This is a genomic window from Neptunicoccus sediminis (assembly GCF_001719615.1).
Taxonomy (GTDB): Bacteria; Pseudomonadota; Alphaproteobacteria; order Rhodobacterales; family Rhodobacteraceae; genus Amylibacter; species Amylibacter sediminis.
In genome coordinates this window covers 34,559-51,920 of record NZ_MDVX01000011.1, presented here as the reverse complement: position 1 = coordinate 51,920, position 17,362 = coordinate 34,559, and the positions used below count along the sequence as shown (strand labels likewise).

General features: G+C 59.0%; 19 protein-coding genes and 1 riboswitch. Of the genes, 17 read left to right on the top strand and 2 right to left on the bottom strand.

Annotated elements, in window-relative coordinates:
- Positions 1–35: 35 nt before the first annotated feature.
- Positions 36–401: a hypothetical protein gene (locus tag BFV97_RS11360; protein ID WP_157888316.1), complete on the bottom strand. Its 366-nt coding sequence runs from the start codon at positions 399–401 to the stop codon at positions 36–38.
- A gap of 196 nt (positions 402–597) precedes the next feature.
- Between BFV97_RS11360 and BFV97_RS11355 the strand changes: the two genes are divergently transcribed.
- The 6 genes from BFV97_RS11355 to BFV97_RS11330 are packed head-to-tail and all read left to right on the top strand — an operon-like array spanning position 598 to position 5,944.
- Positions 598–987, top strand: a complete 390-nt coding sequence (locus BFV97_RS11355; RefSeq protein WP_069300493.1) for a 5-carboxymethyl-2-hydroxymuconate Delta-isomerase — start codon at positions 598–600, stop codon at positions 985–987.
- 10 nt (positions 988–997) lie between these two features.
- Positions 998–2,509 (top strand): 5-carboxymethyl-2-hydroxymuconate semialdehyde dehydrogenase, encoded by a 1,512-nt coding sequence (gene hpaE, locus BFV97_RS11350; protein WP_069300492.1) that lies wholly within the window; start codon positions 998–1,000, stop codon positions 2,507–2,509.
- Positions 2,509–3,492: a 3,4-dihydroxyphenylacetate 2,3-dioxygenase gene (gene hpaD / locus BFV97_RS11345; RefSeq protein WP_069300491.1), complete on the top strand. Its 984-nt coding sequence runs from the start codon at positions 2,509–2,511 to the stop codon at positions 3,490–3,492. The genes hpaE and hpaD overlap by 1 nt, the downstream gene beginning before the upstream one ends.
- An 11-nt stretch (positions 3,493–3,503) precedes the next feature.
- Positions 3,504–4,358 carry a fumarylacetoacetate hydrolase family protein gene (locus BFV97_RS11340; protein WP_069300490.1) on the top strand — a complete coding sequence of 285 codons (855 nt, stop codon included), beginning with the start codon at positions 3,504–3,506 and terminating at the stop codon, positions 4,356–4,358.
- A complete protein-coding gene (hpaH, locus tag BFV97_RS11335; protein ID WP_069300489.1) occupies positions 4,355–5,155 on the top strand; it encodes a 2-oxo-hept-4-ene-1,7-dioate hydratase in 801 nt (266 codons plus the stop codon). The genes BFV97_RS11340 and hpaH overlap by 4 nt, the downstream gene beginning before the upstream one ends.
- A 9-nt stretch (positions 5,156–5,164) precedes the next feature.
- Entirely contained in the window at positions 5,165–5,944 is a 780-nt protein-coding gene (locus BFV97_RS11330) for an aldolase/citrate lyase family protein (protein WP_069300488.1), read from the top strand.
- Here BFV97_RS11330 and BFV97_RS11325 read toward each other — a convergent pair.
- Complete coding sequence (locus BFV97_RS11325; RefSeq protein ID WP_069300692.1) at positions 5,941–6,732, bottom strand: hypothetical protein; 792 nt, start codon at positions 6,730–6,732, stop codon at positions 5,941–5,943. The genes BFV97_RS11330 and BFV97_RS11325 overlap by 4 nt on opposite strands.
- 92 nt (positions 6,733–6,824) lie before the next feature.
- On the opposite strand from BFV97_RS11325, the gene BFV97_RS11320 reads away from it, so the two are divergent.
- From BFV97_RS11320 to thiS, 11 genes are all read left to right on the top strand, one after another.
- Complete coding sequence (locus BFV97_RS11320) at positions 6,825–7,604, top strand: IclR family transcriptional regulator (RefSeq protein WP_069300487.1); 780 nt, start codon at positions 6,825–6,827, stop codon at positions 7,602–7,604.
- Positions 7,601–8,596 (top strand): thiamine pyrophosphate-dependent dehydrogenase E1 component subunit alpha, encoded by a 996-nt coding sequence (locus tag BFV97_RS11315; protein ID WP_216635957.1) that lies wholly within the window; start codon positions 7,601–7,603, stop codon positions 8,594–8,596. The genes BFV97_RS11320 and BFV97_RS11315 overlap by 4 nt, the downstream gene beginning before the upstream one ends.
- Positions 8,596–9,570, top strand: a complete 975-nt coding sequence (locus tag BFV97_RS11310; protein WP_069300486.1) for an alpha-ketoacid dehydrogenase subunit beta — start codon at positions 8,596–8,598, stop codon at positions 9,568–9,570. Before BFV97_RS11315 ends, BFV97_RS11310 begins: the two co-directional genes overlap by 1 nt.
- On the top strand, positions 9,567–11,303 hold the full coding sequence (locus BFV97_RS11305; protein ID WP_069300485.1) for a thiamine pyrophosphate-binding protein: 1,737 nt from the start codon (positions 9,567–9,569) through the stop codon (positions 11,301–11,303). Before BFV97_RS11310 ends, BFV97_RS11305 begins: the two co-directional genes overlap by 4 nt.
- A gap of 44 nt (positions 11,304–11,347) precedes the next feature.
- Positions 11,348–12,379: a TRAP transporter substrate-binding protein gene (locus BFV97_RS11300; protein WP_069300484.1), complete on the top strand. Its 1,032-nt coding sequence runs from the start codon at positions 11,348–11,350 to the stop codon at positions 12,377–12,379.
- A 66-nt stretch (positions 12,380–12,445) separates the two neighbouring features.
- Positions 12,446–12,997: a TRAP transporter small permease subunit gene (locus BFV97_RS11295; RefSeq protein WP_069300483.1), complete on the top strand. Its 552-nt coding sequence runs from the start codon at positions 12,446–12,448 to the stop codon at positions 12,995–12,997.
- On the top strand, positions 12,985–14,352 hold the full coding sequence (locus BFV97_RS11290; protein WP_069300482.1) for a TRAP transporter large permease: 1,368 nt from the start codon (positions 12,985–12,987) through the stop codon (positions 14,350–14,352). The genes BFV97_RS11295 and BFV97_RS11290 overlap by 13 nt, the downstream gene beginning before the upstream one ends.
- Positions 14,349–15,128, top strand: a complete 780-nt coding sequence (locus BFV97_RS11285; protein WP_069300481.1) for an SDR family NAD(P)-dependent oxidoreductase — start codon at positions 14,349–14,351, stop codon at positions 15,126–15,128. Before BFV97_RS11290 ends, BFV97_RS11285 begins: the two co-directional genes overlap by 4 nt.
- Before the next feature lie 84 nt (positions 15,129–15,212).
- Positions 15,213–15,314, top strand: a riboswitch (TPP riboswitch).
- Between the two features lie 62 nt (positions 15,315–15,376).
- Positions 15,377–16,186 carry a bifunctional hydroxymethylpyrimidine kinase/phosphomethylpyrimidine kinase gene (thiD, locus tag BFV97_RS11280; protein ID WP_069300480.1) on the top strand — a complete coding sequence of 270 codons (810 nt, stop codon included), beginning with the start codon at positions 15,377–15,379 and terminating at the stop codon, positions 16,184–16,186.
- Complete coding sequence (locus tag BFV97_RS11275; protein ID WP_069300479.1) at positions 16,183–17,178, top strand: FAD-dependent oxidoreductase; 996 nt, start codon at positions 16,183–16,185, stop codon at positions 17,176–17,178. The genes thiD and BFV97_RS11275 overlap by 4 nt, the downstream gene beginning before the upstream one ends.
- Positions 17,162–17,359 carry a sulfur carrier protein ThiS gene (gene thiS, locus BFV97_RS11270; RefSeq protein WP_069300478.1) on the top strand — a complete coding sequence of 66 codons (198 nt, stop codon included), beginning with the start codon at positions 17,162–17,164 and terminating at the stop codon, positions 17,357–17,359. Before BFV97_RS11275 ends, thiS begins: the two co-directional genes overlap by 17 nt.
- Positions 17,360–17,362: the final 3 nt, after the last annotated feature.

The window sequence follows — 17,362 nt, the reverse complement described above, 5'->3', positions numbered from 1 at the left end:
GTAAAATGCCACCAACGGGGGCGGCGGTGTCAGGTTCAAAGACTGGATCTTGGCGGGAAAGGATCTGGCGGGGCAGTCATGCCGGACTGTCGCGGGCTTTCACCGGACTGTGCCTGCCCGTTCGGGGGCGCGGTCAGAAACGTCAGACCCGCGCCAAGGGTGCAGGCCCCAAGGCCCCCTGCCATACAATTCACCGGACAGCCGTCCTCACAGGCCGGCATCCTGTCCGCCTGTGCCGGATCACAGCCAACGCACTCTGCGCTGGTTCCGGCATTGGCGGCGTGATCCATCTGTGCCATGCCGCTGACAGCCGCCGATGCGCGCAGCTCCGACGCAGCGGTCAGCGTTGTGAGGGCCAGCACAAGGCTGAGTATCAGGCAGATCACGGTTTTCATTGACAATAAATAGGGGCTTCCAGTGGGGGAAGGTCAAGTGACGCGCATCTTTTTTTGGCGCGGACCCGCAGAAATTTTGTCGCAGGCCGCTGTTGATTGCCTGTCAGGACTGGCATCTAGTAGAGGGAAATACCGGCGGTGAGGGTTGACAGTAAAACGCCATTTAGTTAACAGAACAATAATTAACGCATTAAGGACAATCATGCCGCATTTTCACATAGAATATTCCGCTAATCTCGAAGATGTAGTGGACATGGGCGCATTGTGTGAGGCGGTTCGCGCAACGGCTGCTGGCATTGACACCTTCCCGCTTGCGGGCATCCGCGTTCGGGCCATTCGCGTCGATCACTTTGCCATTGCGGATGGGGATGCAAAACACGGGTTTGTCGATCTTTCCGTGCGCTTGCGCGAAGGGCGTACCTTGGACGTGAAGCAGGACGCAATTGCGCGAATTTTCGAGGCGATGAAAGATTTTCTAGCCCCCGCAATGGCGACCCGTTCCATCGCCCTTTCTGCCGAAATGCGCGATATTGATGCCGCGCTTTCCCCGAAATGCGGAACCATCCGCGACCATCTGACCGCAGCCGACTGAAGGAGCTGACATGAGCATGCTTGAAGACAATATCCGGAAACTTGACGGCTATCTGAAACGTTTTCGCGAGGGTGGCATTGCCAACCGGATTGCCGGACAGGACACCGCTGGAAGCGGTGGCGTGTTCCAGTCTACCTCTCCCGTGGACAAAAGCGTGATCTGTGACGTGGCCCATGGCACGGCGGCCGATATAGATAAGGCAGCAAACGCGGCAAATAAAGCCTTTGCGGACTGGCGCGACCTGCCAGCACTGGAGCGCAAGAAAATTCTGATCCGGATTGCAGAAGGGATCGAGGCGCGGGCCGAGGAAATCGCCCTTTGCGAATGCTGGGACACGGGACAAGCCTATAAATTCATGTCCAAAGCCGCCCTGCGCGGGGCCGAAAACTTTCGCTATTTTGCCGATCAGGTGGTACAGGCGCGGGACGGGCAGCACCTGAAATCCCCGACGCTGATGAACATAACCACCCGCGTTCCGATCGGTCCGGTGGGGGTGATTACGCCGTGGAACACGCCTTTCATGCTGTCCACATGGAAGATTGCACCGGCGCTGGCGGCTGGTTGTACGGTGGTGCATAAACCAGCCGAAGCCTCTCCGTTGACCGCGCGCCTGCTGGTGGAAATCGCGGAAGAAGCGGGTCTTCCTGCGGGTGTTCTGAATACGGTGAACGGATTTGGCGAAGAGGCTGGCAAAGCCCTGTGTGAACATCCCAAGATCAAGGCGATTGCTTTTGTGGGCGAAAGCCGCACCGGAAGCCTGATCACCAAACAGGGGGCGGATACGCTTAAACGCAACCATCTGGAACTGGGCGGCAAGAATCCCGTGATCGTCTTTGACGATGCGGATCTGGACCGTGCGCTTGATGCTGCGATTTTCATGATCTACTCGATCAACGGGGAACGCTGCACGTCCTCCTCTCGCCTGCTGGTTCAGGACACCATTCGCGAAGACTTTGAGGCCAAATTGATCGAGCGGGTGAACCGGATCAAAGTGGGCCATCCGCTCGATCCCGCGACAGAGATCGGGCCTCTGGTGACGGAGGAACATTTTAACAAAGTCACCAGCTACTTTGAGATTGCCAAACAGGATGGCGCGACCGTGGCCGCCGGCGGGGAAGCTGTCGGGGATGAAGGCTATTTCGTGCGCCCGACCCTGTTTACCGATGCGAACAACGGGATGCGGATCGCGCAGGAAGAAATCTTTGGCCCAGTTCTGACATCCATTCCGTTCAGCACCGAAGATGAAGCCCTGCAAATCGCAAATGACATTCCATACGGTCTGACCGGCTATGTCTGGACCAATGATCTCACCCGCGCCCTGCGCTTTACGGACAAGCTGGAGGCGGGCATGATCTGGGTAAATTCGGAAAACGTGCGCCACCTGCCAACCCCGTTCGGCGGCGTAAAGTCCAGCGGTATAGGGCGCGATGGCGGCGATTGGTCTTTTGAATTCTACATGGAACAAAAACACATCGGTTTCGCCACCGGACAGCATAAAATTACCAAACTGGGAGCAAACTGATGCCTGTACCCGCACCAAATCTCTACCCCGATTTCAACACCATCCGTCTGTCCCACGTCTGCTTGAACGTGAAGGATCTGGCGGCGTCCAAGACGTTTTACACCGAAATCCTCGGCCTTCAGGTGACGGATGAAAGCGACACCCACGTTTATCTGCGTGCGATGGAAGAGCGGGGGCATCACTGCATTATCCTGCAAAAATCCGACCAGCCCGGCACGGTCGAAGTGATGGGATTCAAAACCTTTGACGAAGACGATCTCGACAAGGCAGAAACCTACTTCAAGGCGAAAGGTCGCCCGACCGAATGGGTGGAGCGCCCCTATCAGGGCCGTACCTTGCTGACCTCTGACAACATCGGCATCCCGCTGGAGTTCTATCACAAGATGGACCGTCTGGAGCCGATCCACCAGAAATATGCGCTTTATCGCGGGGTAAAGCCGCTGCGCATCGACCACTTCAACTGCTTTTCGCCGGATGTGGACGCCTCGGTTGCGTTCTACAACGATTTCGGCTTTCGCGTAACCGAATACACCGAGGATGAGCAGAGCAAAAAGCTTTGGGCGGCGTGGATGCACCGCAAGGGCGGCGTGCATGATATGGCTTTCACCAATGGCACCGGACCGCGCATGCACCACGTTGCCTTCTGGGTTCCGACACCGCTCAACATCATTGACCTGCTCGATCTGATGGCGACCACGGGCTATGTGGACAACATCGAACGGGGGCCGGGACGGCACGGCATCTCGAACGCTTTCTTCCTTTATATTCTTGATCCTGACGGGCACCGGATCGAAATCTACTGTTCGGATTACCAGACGGTCGATCCGGATATGGAACCGATCAAATGGGATCTCAAAGACCCGCAACGCCAGACGCTTTGGGGGGCTGCCGCACCGCGCAGCTGGTTTGAGCATGGTACGAGTTTTGTCGGTGCCGACACCCGCGACTCCGACATCCAAGCAAGCCCGATCATCGCGCCATAAGGAAGACATCCATGCGTTTTGCAACCTACACATCGCAGGGAAACACATATTACGGCGCAGTGACGGATGCCGGAATGATCCCTCTGAACGACACTTTCCCGGAATGGCCGACCCTGCTGGATGCGATCAAAGCGGGTGGTTTGGGCGAATTGGCAGAGGACGCGCAGGGACGCAGGCCAAGCCATACCGAATACCAGTTCGAAATGGTGCTACCCAATGCGCCGCGTATCCTGTGTGTCGGGGTGAACTTCCCCGACCGGAACGCGGAATATAAAGACGGATCGGAGCAGCCGAAATATATGTCGCTGTTTCCCCGTTTTGCCAGCGGTTTCACAGGCCACAACCGCCCGCTGGTCCGCCCGCCCGAAAGCCCGCAGCTTGATTATGAAGGCGAGGTGGCCATCGTCATCGGCAAAGGGGGGCGGCGGATCGCACAGGCCGATGCCTATGATCATATCGCAGCGCTGACGATCTGTAATGAAGGCACTATCCGTGACTGGGTGCGCCACGCGAAATTCAACGTAACGCAGGGCAAGAACTGGGACAATTCTGGCGCCATCGGGCCATGGCTGGTGCCGTTCACCGATGCGGCGCAACTGGATGACGCCCGCATCATTACCCGCGTTAACGGAGAGATGCGTCAGGACGATGTGCTTTCCCGCATGATGCACCCGATCCGGCGCGAGATCGAATATATCTCCACTTTCATGACCTTGCAGCCCGGCGATATTATCGTCACCGGAACGCCGACCGGATCAGGTGCCCGGCTTGATCCGCCGCAATACCTGAAACCCGGCGACGTGGTAGAGGTAGAGGTGAACACGATCGGCACCCTGCGCAATACGATTGAGGACGAAGTACAATGACCCCTGAAGATCACGCACAGGCGGCGACCGATCTGTTGCAGGCTGAAGCGACTGGCCAACAGATTGGCCTGCTGACCAAAGCCTTTCCCGAAATGGGCATGGATGACGCCTATGCCATTCAGAACGCAATCTATCGCGCCAAACTGGAACAGGGGCGCAAGGTTGTCGGGTGGAAAATCGGCTTGACCTCAAAGGCGATGCAATCCGCGTTGAACATAGACATTCCCGACAGCGGAATCCTGTTCGACGATATGGTTTTTGCGGACGGCGCAATAGTGCCCAAGGGCCGGTTTATCCAGCCTCGTATTGAAACGGAAATTGCCTTTGTCCTGAACACCGCAATCGGTGGCGCGGATGTAACCCGCGATGAAGTTCTGGCGGCAACCGATTATGTTGCCCCCGCGCTGGAAATCCTTGATACGCGCATTTTGCGCGCGGACCCTGAAACCGGACAGACTCGCAAGGTGTTCGACACCATCAGCGACAATGCCGCCAACGCGGGTGTTGTGCTCGGGGCGCAGCGGCACAAGGTGGACGCCTTTGATCTGCGCTGGGTCGGGGCGATCACTTCGCGCAATGCAGAGGTAGAGGAAACAGGACTCGGGGCAGGGGTTCTCAACGATCCGGTAGAAAGCGTTGTCTGGCTGGCCCGCCGCATGGCGCAATACGGGCAAAGCCTTGAACCGGGTCAGATCATTCTGTCAGGCAGTTTTATCCGGCCTGTTGAATGCCCGTCAGGGTCTGAAATAACCGCCGATTTCGCCGGGTTCGGCTCTGTCAGCGTCACATTTGAATAGGAAACGCCAATGCCAGCCCCCAAGAACACTTTCAAACAGGCCCTGAAAGACGGCGAGCTGCAACTCGGCTGCTGGCTCGGTCTGGCCGACCCCTATATTGCCGAGATTAGCGCGGGGGCGGGGTTTGACTGGCTTCTGATAGACGGGGAGCACGCGCCCAACGACCTGCGCTCTATTGTGGCGCAATTGCAGGTGATTGCGGGGCGGCCTGCCCTTCCGGTCGTCCGCCCGCCCATCGGTGAGGTCTGGATGATCAAGCAGCTGCTGGACGCTGGCGCACAAAGCCTGCTGGTGCCGATGGTGGAAACGGCGGAGCAGGCGCGCGAACTTGTGGCTGCTGTGACCTATCCACCCCACGGGCTGCGCGGGGTGGGTTCCGCACTGGCCCGTGCCTCCGATTTTTCGGGGATCGCGGATTACCTGACCACCGCGCGGGAGGAAATTTGCCTGCTCGCACAGGTGGAGAACCAGAAGGGTATGGAGGCGCTGGATGATATTCTGGCGGTTGAGGGTCTGGACGGCGTGTTCATCGGTCCGTCAGATCTGGCGGCGGATTTGGGCTACATCGGACAGGCAGGTGCACCGGCGGTGAAAGAGGCCGTGCTGGATGCCATGAAGCGGATCGTGGCGAGCGGCAAGGCTGCGGGTATCCTGACGCTGGATACAGAGTTGCAGCAACAGTGCCGTGATCTGGGCGCAACATTCATTGCCACGGAAATAGACGTGACCCTGTTTGCGCGGAACATGCGGGCAAGTGCGCAAGCAGCGGCCAAGCTGCGCAACGGTTAGGCTAACTGGCGGATCGCGTCGCTCAGGGGCATCCCGCGCTGTATTCCAAGGGCCTCTGCCGTGCGGTTGGTCGCACTGACCAATCCGGTTTGCAATGCTGATGCGCTGTTGCCGATCTCGCAGGTCTGGCAATCGAGTGTCACTGCCGCAATGCCCCGCTGGTCGAGCGCGGGCAGGCGGGACAGGCCGATGGCGTTTTTACCGATGCCTGCGTCAGAGAAGCTGACAAACCGTGCGGCGGCTTTGCAGGCCCGCGCCGGATCTCCCCCGATCAACCCGCCGTGTGACCCTGTTACGATAATGCGGTCTGCGTCCTCTGGTGTGATGAGAGAGGCGGAATCGACGCTTAGCACCTCCATATCTCCGACCCTGATTAGGTTCCTTGATTCGGGAACAGCGGCCATAATTCCGGTAGGCTCTGGCGCGTTAACAAGCAATGTCGCAGCGTTTTTCACCGACAGTCCGGTGCGTACCCCCAGACGTATGGCAAGTGGATTGGCATAAGACACAAAACCATTTTCAAAACTGTCCCGCGCCGATCCGATTTCCGCGCTCGTACAGTCTACCGCACAGGCGGCCATACCCTGATCCGCCAGCGCCTGCACCCCTGCAATACCAGCGTCATGGAGGCCAATGCCTGCATCATTCAGCACAACAGCCCGCAACCCTGCGCGCGATGCACAGGCGGCTGCAAACAGTCCGCCATGGGAACCGCTGATCCCGATCTGGCCCTGCGCATCTGCGTCCGCATCGGTAATCGAGTCATAGAATCGAAGCTCTGAAGTCATGCGGTTAACGATATTTTGTTTGACAGCCGCCCGCAATATGTTCCTACTATCAAAACAAACGTTCCGATAAAAGGAATGGGGAGGGATAAATCGTGACAACGGAGGCGCCGGTAGGTTCGATCGCACGGGCACGGATTGTGCTTGGTGCATTGGCGTCCCAGCCCTTGGGGGCGAGCCTGACCGAGATTATGGCGCAGACCGAATTCACCAAAACCACCACGCACCGCGTGCTCGCCTCGCTACTGGCTGTAAATTATGTCTATCAGGACCCTGACACGCGGAAATATCACCTTGGCCATGCGCTGGCGTCATTGGCGCGGATGGCGAACCGTTCCGATCTGGCGGCACTGGCCAAGCGCAGCATGCGCCGCATTGCCGACGCTTGCGAGGATACCGTGTTCCTGTCCGCCCCCGAAGGGGCCGCCTCGATCTGTGTCTGCCGCGAATTGGGCGCATTTCCGATCCGTACCCTGACACTGGACGCGGGCAGCCGCCTTCCCCTTGGGGTCGGCGCATCGGGTCAGGCGCTATATGCGGTGACGGACAAACCCAAACGCCGCGCAGCAGCGCGGGCCAATGTCGCATGGATGGCAGAATACAATTACACCCCGGAACGGGCAGAGGCGCTGGCCGAAGAATTTCACAGTCGCGGTTACGCGCTGAACCCCTCTATTCCCGTGCCGGGGATGAGCGCGGTCGGCCTGCCGATCCTGACCAAAAGCGGACGGGTCTGTGCGGCCTTCGGCATCGGCGCAATCAACGAACGGATGAGCACCGCGCGGATCGAAGGGGAATTGATCCCCCTGCTGCGCCGCGAGGTCGAGGTGTTGTCAGATAAATTTACAATTCTGGATCAGGAGGGTTTGCTTTGAGCCTGCCAAATTTCGATCAAAAGGCGGGGTTGGACCGTCTGCGCATGATGGAACGTATCCGCGCCTTTGAGGAAACCGCCTGCCGCGCTGCGATAGACGAGGAACTGGTGCTTGGCGCGATCCATCTGTCCATCGGACAAGAAGCGGTGGCGACAGGGATCATCGAGAATCTGCGGCGCGACGATTACATCCTGTCCACCCACCGCGGCCACGGCCATACGCTGGCCAAAGGTGCGCAGGCGGATGCGATGATGAAGGAACTGCTGGGGCGCGAGGGCGGCTGTTGTGGCGGCAAGGGCGGGTCCATGCATATCGCGGATTTCGGGGTGCGGATGCTGGGCGCAAATGGCGTTGTCGGTGCCAATATCACCATTGCGGCGGGGGCAGCCCACGGGATCAAACTTCTTGGCGGGGATCAGATTGTGGTCTGTTTCTTCGGGGACGGCGCCTCTAATCGGGGGCCGTTTCTGGAAGGCGTGAACTGGGCAGGGGTGTTCAATCTGCCGATCCTGTTTGTCTGTGAGGATAACCAGTATTCTGCCTCTACCCTGACCAGTGACATGACCTCTGGCAGCATTGCCGACCGCGCCCGCGCCCTTGGCCTGCGCACCACCGAGGCGGATGGGAATGATGTGACAACACTGGCGGCGACAGCGGCAGAGATCACAGCGCGTATCCGCGAAACCGGAACGCCGGAGTTTCTGATGGCCAAGACCTACCGGATCAGTGGCCACACCTATTTCGATCCCGCCACCTACCGACCCGAAGGGGAGGCAGAGCGGATGCAGGCCACAACCTGCCCGATTGCCCGCCTGCGCGAAGCCCTTGCCGAGGCGGGTGTCTCCACGGATGAACTGGACGGGCTGGCACAGGAGGCCCGCGCAGAAATGGACCGCGCCCTTGATGCAGCGCGGGAAGCGCCGTGGCCTGCGGATGAAACAGCCTTTGCCGATGTGCAAGACATCGGCTCCCCCCTGCAGGAGGCGTTCTGATGCCAGTGATGAGTTATGCCAATGCCGCGAAACTGGCCGTAGCCGAAGCCATGCGCGACGATCCAACGGTCTGGTGCGTGGGCGAGGATCTGGGCCGTGGTGGTGTGTTCAAACAATATACCGGACTGGTGGAAGAATTTGGCCCGCAGCGGATTTCCGATGCGCCAATCTCCGAAGCGGCGATTATGGGCGCGGCTTTTGGTGCGGCAATGGCAGGCACCCGCCCGATCGTGGAAATGCGCTTTGCGGATTTCGCGCTCTGTGCCACGGACGAGCTGGTGAATCAGATCGCCAAGGCGCGGTTTATGTTTGGCGGTCAAAGCCGTGCGCCCATGGTGATCCGCAAGCCTATGGGCATGTGGCGGTCTTCGGCAGCGCAGCATTCCCAATCACTTGAAAGCTGGTACACCCATATTCCGGGCCTTGTGGTTTGCTGTCCAGCGACGCCGCAGGACAATTATTCCATGATGAAAGCCGCCATCGCCTGTGATGATCCGGTGGTCTATCTGGAACACAAGAACATCTGGTCGCACGAAGGAGAAGTGGATACCACAAAGTCTGTGGACTTCGGCAAGGCGGCCCTGCGCCGTTCTGGGCGCGATGTGACGCTGGTGTCTTGGTCCCACACCGCGAACCTTTGCGCAGAAGCGGCCGATACGCTGGCCAGTCAAGGCATAGAGGCCGAGGTGCTGGACCTGCGCAGCCTCTGGCCTTGGGACAAGGCGGCGGTGTTTGACAGCGTGCGCAAGACGGGTCGTCTGCTGGTGGCCCATGAAGCGGTGTCAGTTGCCGGCTTCGGGGCCGAAGTGGTGGCGACCGTGGCCCAGAATATCCCGATGAAAACCCTGCCCAAACGTCTGGGCAGCCCGCGCGGGCTGATCGCCTATGCGCCGAACCTTGAAGATCAAATGCGGGTCACTGCACCGATGATTGCAACAGCCGCGCAAGACATGATGGAGAATGAACCCGCATGAGTAATACCAATGAAATGACAGGGGGCGAGGCGCTCGTCCGGATGTTGCTGGCCCATAACGCAGGACCGATGTTTGGCATGGGTGGCTTTCAGTTGCTTCCGTTTTATGATGCAGCGCGGCGTCTGGGGCTGGACCACAATCTGATCAACGACGAACGCTGTGCGGTGTTTGCCGCAGATGCCTATGCCAAGGTCTCGGGGCGGGTCGGTCTGGTGGATGCCACACTGGGGCCGGGGGCGACGAACCTTGTGACCGGACTGGTTGAGGCACTGAACGCGGGCAGCCCGATGGTTGCGATCATTGGCGATGCGCAGCGGGATCACGCTGGCAAGAATATGACGCAGGAAACTGATCAGGTCGCAATTCTGCGCCCTGCCTGTAAGGAACTGTTGCGGGTCGAGGCGATCCAGCGCATCCCCGAAATCATGCGCCGCGCCTTTGAGGTGGCCACTTCGGGTCGCCCCGGTCCGGTGATCGTGGATGTGCCCGAAGACATTGCCCACGGGCTTTACGGGTTTGAAGACTCCGATTTCGAGGTAGATCCCGCCCATGAATCTGCCCCTGCCATCCGGTGCCGCCCTGCGGCGGAACCGCTGGCGAAAGCCGCAAAACTGATCGCCGCGGCCAAACGCCCGATCCTTTTGTGCGGCGGTGGTATCCATATCTCTCAGGCAACCGAAGCCGTCACCCGCTTTGCCGAGGAAAACAGCATCCCCGTTGCCCACACCATGAGCGGCAAGGGCGCGATTGCCTGTACCTCTGATTTGTCCGCCGGACTGTTCGGGCGCTACGACCGGATTGCCAATGATCTGATCGCGGCGTCTGATTGTATCATCGTGGCAGGCTGCAAGCTGGGCGAGATTGCGACCAAGCGGTTTACCATCCCCACAGCAGGCCAAACGGTGATCCATCTCGACAACGTGGCCGAGGAAATGGGCCGCACCTATCAACCGACCGTGAAGCTGTGGGGGGATGCGCGGGAAGGTCTGAACGATCTGTGCGATGCGCTTTCGGATAGCGCAGAACAGCAACGCAAGGCGCGGGTGGACTATCTGGCGGAAATCCCTGCCAAAATGCAGGTCTGGCATGACGAGGTCGCAGCAGAGCGGCTGTATTCCGAAGAAACGCCGATCAACATGGCGCGTCTGATTACCGAGTTGAACACCCACCTGCCCGAAGACGGCCACCTGATTGCCGATGGCGGTTTTGCGGCGCATTGGGGCGGCTTGTTGTTCAATTCCAAAAAAGCGCGGCGCACTTTTGTGCCGGATCGCGGCTTTGCCTCTATCGGGTACGGGCTGCCCGGGGCAATGGGCGCCCAGCTTGCCAACCGCGATGCGGTGGTTGTGGGGTTGACCGGCGATGGCGGCTTTAACATGGTACTTGGAGAGCTTGAGACAGCGCGGCGGATGAAATTGGGCGTCACAGTGATCGTCGTGAACAATGCCGCGTCCGGATATGTAAAGGCGCTGCAACATTTGATGTACGGGGAAGGGAATTACCAAAGCTCTGATCTGGCGGAAACGAATTATGCAAAACTGGCCGATGCGATGGGATGCCACGGCATTCGGGTGGAGAACCCCGCAGAAATCGCGGATGCGCTGAAAGCGGCTTTTGCGGAAAAAGACAGGCCAAGCGTGATCGACGTGATGGTGACGCGCGATCCGGCGAAAATGCTGCCCGCAGTGGACAACCGGACGGTACAGGTGAAGAAAGGCGACCGTGTGGCCTGATACACGACAGACAAACGACTTTAACTGATTGGGAGGAGATCAATATGAAACGCAACTTTACACTGGCAGCCTGTGCTGCCGCGTTACTGGCTGGAACCGCAGGGGCCAAGGACATCGAAATGCAGTCGATTTTTCCGCAGTCCCTGCCATTGCTCGGCAAACCGGCGTGGGATGTATCCGAGCGGGTAGACACGCTGACAGCAGGGGGGATCAAGTTCGACGTGAAAGCACCCGGCGAGATTGTTTCCACAGGCGAGGTCTGGGATTCCGTGTCCACAGGTGCCGTTGAAAGTTCATGGTATTCCATCGGATTTGCCGAAGGCGTGGTGCCTGCCGCACCGCTGTTCACCACATTCCCTTTTGGTCCTGACATCAAGGAATATGCCGCTTGGTGGTATTACGGCGGCGGTCAGGAAAAATGGTCCGAAATGACCGAGTCCAAATACAACATCAAAACCATCCACTGTTCCACGCTGGTGCCTGAAGCCTCTGGCTGGTTCCGCGACGAAATCAAATCGCTGGATGATCTGAAGGGTAAGAAGATGCGCTTCTTTGGCCTTGGCGCGTCCGTGATGGGCAAGCTTGGCGTAGAGGCCCAGTCAATGGGGTTGGCCGATACAATGTCTGCACTGAATACCGGTGCGATTGACAGTGCGGAATTGGGCTTTCCGTTCCTTGATAATATGGTTGGCATGTATGACCACGCCAAACACTACTATTTCCCGGGTTGGCATCAGCAAACCAGCTTCCTGAGCGTGATCATCAATCTGGATACCTGGAACGACCTGAGCGATCAGGAACGCGCTATCATCGAAACCGCCTGCGAAGCGCAAGTGTTGAAAACGATGGCCGAAGGCGAAGCGGTGCAACTGGAGCCTCTGGCGAAAATGCAGGCTGAAAACGGTGTGATCGTTCACGAATGGCCAGAGGAAATTCTGAACGCTTACGAAGCCGCATGGACCGAAGTAGCCGCCGAAAAATCCGCAGCGGATGAGGATTTCAAAACCACTTGGGAAAGCATCCAGACGTTCCGCGAGAATTACTCCGAATGGAAAAACATCGGTTATCTGAAGTAAGTCAGTAAACCGAATAACCGGTCCGGTGGGGGGAGCCGCCGGACCGGAATAACGATAGGGGGGAAGATGCACACCAGTCTGAAAATCGCCTCGGCGCTGACGACTATATGCGATTGGGCCGCACGGCTGGCGGCGGTGCTGCTCTTCGTTCTGGTCGGTGTGATCATGTATGACGTGATCGGGCGCAAGTTCTTCTCGACCGGATCAACCATGTTGCAGGAACTGGAATGGCACCTTCACGGGGTTATTGCGGTGTTTGCATTCGGCTATGCCTATACCCGTGACGCCCACGTGCGCATTGATGTTGTTGCCGCCAAGATGACTCCGCGCTTTAGGCTTTGGCTGGAATTCTGGGTGGTGGTGCTGCTGGTCATTCCTTTCTTTCTGTTTATTGCATGGCACGGCTATGAATTTGCCGCCCGCGCGTTTGAGCGGGGTGAGGGCGCCAACGGCGGGCGCGGCTTGCCCCATCGCTGGATCATCAAATCCGCCGTGCCGATTTCGGCCCTGCTGACCGTTGCCGGATGCACTGCCGTGGCCCTGCGCATTCTGGCCACGCTGAAACGCCCCGATCTGATTACAAAGACCTTCCTTGAAAGAGGCCTATGGAAACGCTGACCGAATTCCTGCCCGCGATCATGTTTCTAAGCCTGATCGCAGGGCTGTTCACAGCCTTGCCGGTGCCGATTGTACTGGCGGCTGTGACGCTGATCTTTGCCATCATCGCCCTTGCCTTGGGCGAGATGCGGTTCGTGCATCTGTCCCTTGTGCCGACGCGGATTTACGGCGGGGTGATTGACAACGCGGTGCTGGTGGCTGCGCCCATGTTTATCTTCATGGGCGTTGTGATGGAAAAAACCCGCATTGCCGAAGACCTGCTGCTGACCCTGCAAAAGCTGCTGGTGCGGGTGCCGGGCGGTCTGGCGCTGGCGGTGGTTCTGATGGGAACAATTCTGGCCGCTGCTACAGGGATCATCGGGGCATCGGTTGTCATGCTAACAGTTATGGCCCTGCCAACCATGATGCGGGCGGGATATTCCGCACCCCTTGCGACCGGAGCCGTGGCGAGCGCAGGAACACTTGGCATTCTTATCCCGCCCTCTGTGATGCTGGTGTTCATGTCGGATCTGTTGTCCCTGAACCTTGCCAAAGTGTTCGTGGCCGCTTTCCTGCCCGGTCTGTTTCTTGCAGCGATTTACCTGATCTACCTTGTGACCCGTTCAATCCTGCGTCCCAGTGAAACACCCGTGCCCCGTGGCCTGACCACGCAAGAGAGATCGGGTCTCTGGCGCGAGGCGCTGGTTTCGGTTTCCTTTCCGCTGATCCTGATCGTCGCCGTGCTCGGCTCTATTATCGGTGGGTTTGCCAGCCCGACCGAAGCCTCCGGCGTAGGGGCCTTTGCGGCGCTGTTTCTGGGGCTGATCCGGGGCCGCATTACCTGGAACGTTCTGGGCGAGGCGACCGACAGTTCCCTGCGCACCATTGCGCTGTTGTTCTTCATCTTTGCCACCGCCACTGCGTTTTCCTACATCTTCCGCAAAGTAGGCGGGGATGATCTGATCGTTGAACTTGCCCGCAGCCTGAACCTCGGGGATTGGGCGTTGTTGTTCATGATGATGATCATGGTCTTTGTGCTCGGCTTTTTCTTTGACTGGATCGAAATCACCCTGATCCTGTTGCCGATTTTCGCCCCGATCGTCGATCTGATGGATCTCGGGGATCACATTGACAAGAAGGATCTGGTCTACTGGTTTACCATTCTTGTCGCGGTGAACCTGCAAACCTCCTTCCTGACGCCGCCCTTCGGGTTTGCGCTGTTCTACATGAAAGGTGCGGCTGGGAATCTTGTGGAAATGCGCGACATTTATCGCGGTATTATTCCCTTCGTTCTGTTGCAGGTTGCGGTGCTGTTCATCCTGATCTGGCAACCGGAACTGGCCATGTGGCTTCCGGGTAAGGTGTTGGGGAATTGAGCCGGCTCAAGGGCAAACGGGTCGCCATTATCGGCGCAGGATCTTCCGGCGCGGGCTGGGGCAACGGAAAGGCCACCGCCGTTTTGTTTGCAGGGGAAGGCGCGAAAGTGCTGTGTGTGGACCGCGTGGCAGAGGCTGCCGAGGAAACCGCCGACTTGATCCGCGCGAAGGGCGGCATCGCTGAAACCTTTGTTGTGGATGTGACGGATGCAGCGTCAGGGCAACAGGTTGCTGCGCGGGCTGTTGAACTCTGGGGCGGGCTTGATGTGCTCGACTATAACGTGGGGATCAGCCAGCAAGGTGGCGTGCTTGAAACAACGGATGCCGATTGGGACCGTGTGTTTGACATCAACCTGACAGGCGCTCTGCGGATGACCCGCGCGGTGCTGCCCCTGATGCGGGATCAGGGCGGCGGATCGCTGATTTATGTTTCTTCGCTGGCGGCGGTGTATTCCGCGCCCTACAGCTATGTGTCCTACGAAGTGTCCAAAATGGCGCTGGTGCGCTTTGCCGGCTCTGTCGCCCGCGAAAACGCCAGCTACCAGATCCGTTCCAATGTGATTCTGCCCGGTGTCATCGACACGCCCCATGTAACAGCCTTTGTGGATTCGCAAACCGACCCCCAAGAACTGGCCCGCCGCCGTGCCGCGATGGTCCCTATGGGCCGTCAGGGCAGCGCATGGGATGTGGCGCGGGCGGCCTTGTTTCTAGGGTCCGATGACAGTGCCTATATCACAGGGGAGTCCCTGAAAGTGGACGGCGGACTGACCGCCTGAAACAGCAGAATGAAGGGTCGGAACATCGGTCCGAATTGCCCATTGCAAGGCAGTGCGAACTGTCCTAACCATTGGCGCAGACAATTTTATCCGTCGGGGAGCCCACATCGGGCTGAGAGGTGTTCGCACCGACCCGTCGAACCTGATCCGGGTCATACCGGCGTAGGGAACGGGTACACTGCACAGGCGAACACCGCCCGCAGTCCTTTCTTTCGCTGGTCATCCCGTTTAACGATGGAGACAGACCAGTGACCGGCAAAACACCCATAGCCCTTAGCATTGCAGGTTCCGACAGTGGTGGTGGGGCAGGCATTCAGGCCGACCTGAAAGCGTTTTCCGCCAATGGCGTTTACGGCGCGAGCGTGATCACCGCAATCACCGCGCAGAACACGCAAGCAGTGACTGCGGTGCATGAGGTGCCTGCCGATGTGGTCGCCGCGCAGATCGAAACAGTTCTGGCAGACCTTCCGGTGAATGCGATCAAGCTTGGCATGTTGTTTTCACCGCGCATTATTGATGCGGTGGCAGATCAGCTTTCCGGTTTCCAAGGGCCGATTGTGGTTGATCCGGTAATGATTGCAAAATCCGGCGATGCGTTGCTGCAAGACGCTGCGATCAATGCGATGCGCGACAAAATCCTGCCCCTCGTAACTGTGTTGACCCCGAACCTGCCAGAAGCGGCAACACTGCTTGGTGTAGCAGAGGCAGAGACTCCGCAAGCAATGGCTGAGCAGGCGAAGGCTCTGAGCGCGCTTGGCCCGCAGGCCGTATTGATGAAGGGGGGACATTCCAGCGGTGACACCTGTACGGATGTTTTAATCGCACAAGGGGGTGCGCCGCTGACCCTTTCAGCGCCTCGTGTGCGCACCCGCAACACCCACGGCACCGGCTGCACCTATTCCGCTGCGATTGCGGCCCATCTCGCCAAAGGTTCTGAACTGTCCGGCGCAGTGACAGCGGCGCACAATTATTTGCATGCGGCGATAAAAGCGGCAGACCGGCTTTATATCGGGGCGGGGCATGGTCCGGTGCACCATTTCCACGGCTATTGGACATGAAGAATGTCACCGTCATCGGCGCGGGTGTGGCAGGGCTTTGTGTGGCACGCACCCTGCTGGATCGCGGGGCGCGTGTAACCCTCATCGACCGCCAGCGCGACCTTGGTCCGGCGGCCTGTTCATGGTGGGCGGGCGGAATGCTCGCCCCCTTTTGCGAAGGGGAAAGTGCCGAGGAACCTGTGGTGCGGCTGGGTCAGGAAGCGGCCGATTGGTGGGAGGCCAAAACGCAGGCAGTCCACCGTCACGGGTCATTGGTCGTTTCGCCAGCGCGGGACCGATCAGAGCTGACCCGCTTTGCCCGCCGCACCAGCGGATTTCGTGAGGTTTCGGCGCCCGAGATCGACGCACTGGAACCCGATCTGGGCGGCCGTTTTTCCAAGGGGCTGTTCTTTGAGAGTGAGGCCCATCTGGCCCCGCGCGAAGCCCTGCAACGGTTGCGGGCTTCGGTTCTTGCGGACGGTGCGGAGTTCGTTGAGGCCGATGCCGACCCTGCGGACCATGCCACCCGTGGCCTGACGGTGGACTGTCGCGGGTTTCAGGCCCGCGCCGATCTGCCGGACCTGCGCGGCGTTAAAGGCGAAATGCTGGTGCTCTCCTGTCCTGACGTGTCTCTGTCCCGTCCGATCCGTCTGCTGCACCCGCGCATCCCGCTTTATATCGTGCCGCGTGGTGACGGGGTTTTTATGCTGGGCGCAACGATGATCGAAGGTCAGGCGGGCCGACATGTAACAGCCCGCGCCCTGCTGGAACTGCTCAGCGCGGCCTATGCCCTCAACCCTGCCTTTGGCGAGGCCGAGGTGCTGGAGATCGGCGTCGATAGCCGCCCTGCCTTTGCCGACAATATTCCCCGTATCCGTCAGAGCGGCAACCTGATCCGCGCTAACGGGTTGTACCGGCACGGCTTTCTTCTGGCGCCAGCGCTGGCGCGAATGGTGACAGAGCGGATTTTTGACAACACAACACCGGAGGTGATGGATGAAACTGCAACTTAACGGCGCAATGATCGAAACGCAGGCGGTAATGCTGGACGGATTGCTGCAAGAACAAGGGTTCACCGGCGCGAAAATCGCAACGGCCGTGAACGGTGAATTTGTGCCAGCCGCGTTACGGGCCGCGCAATCCCTGAACGATGGCGACCGGATTGAAGTGCTCGCCCCGATGCAGGGGGGTTAGGAC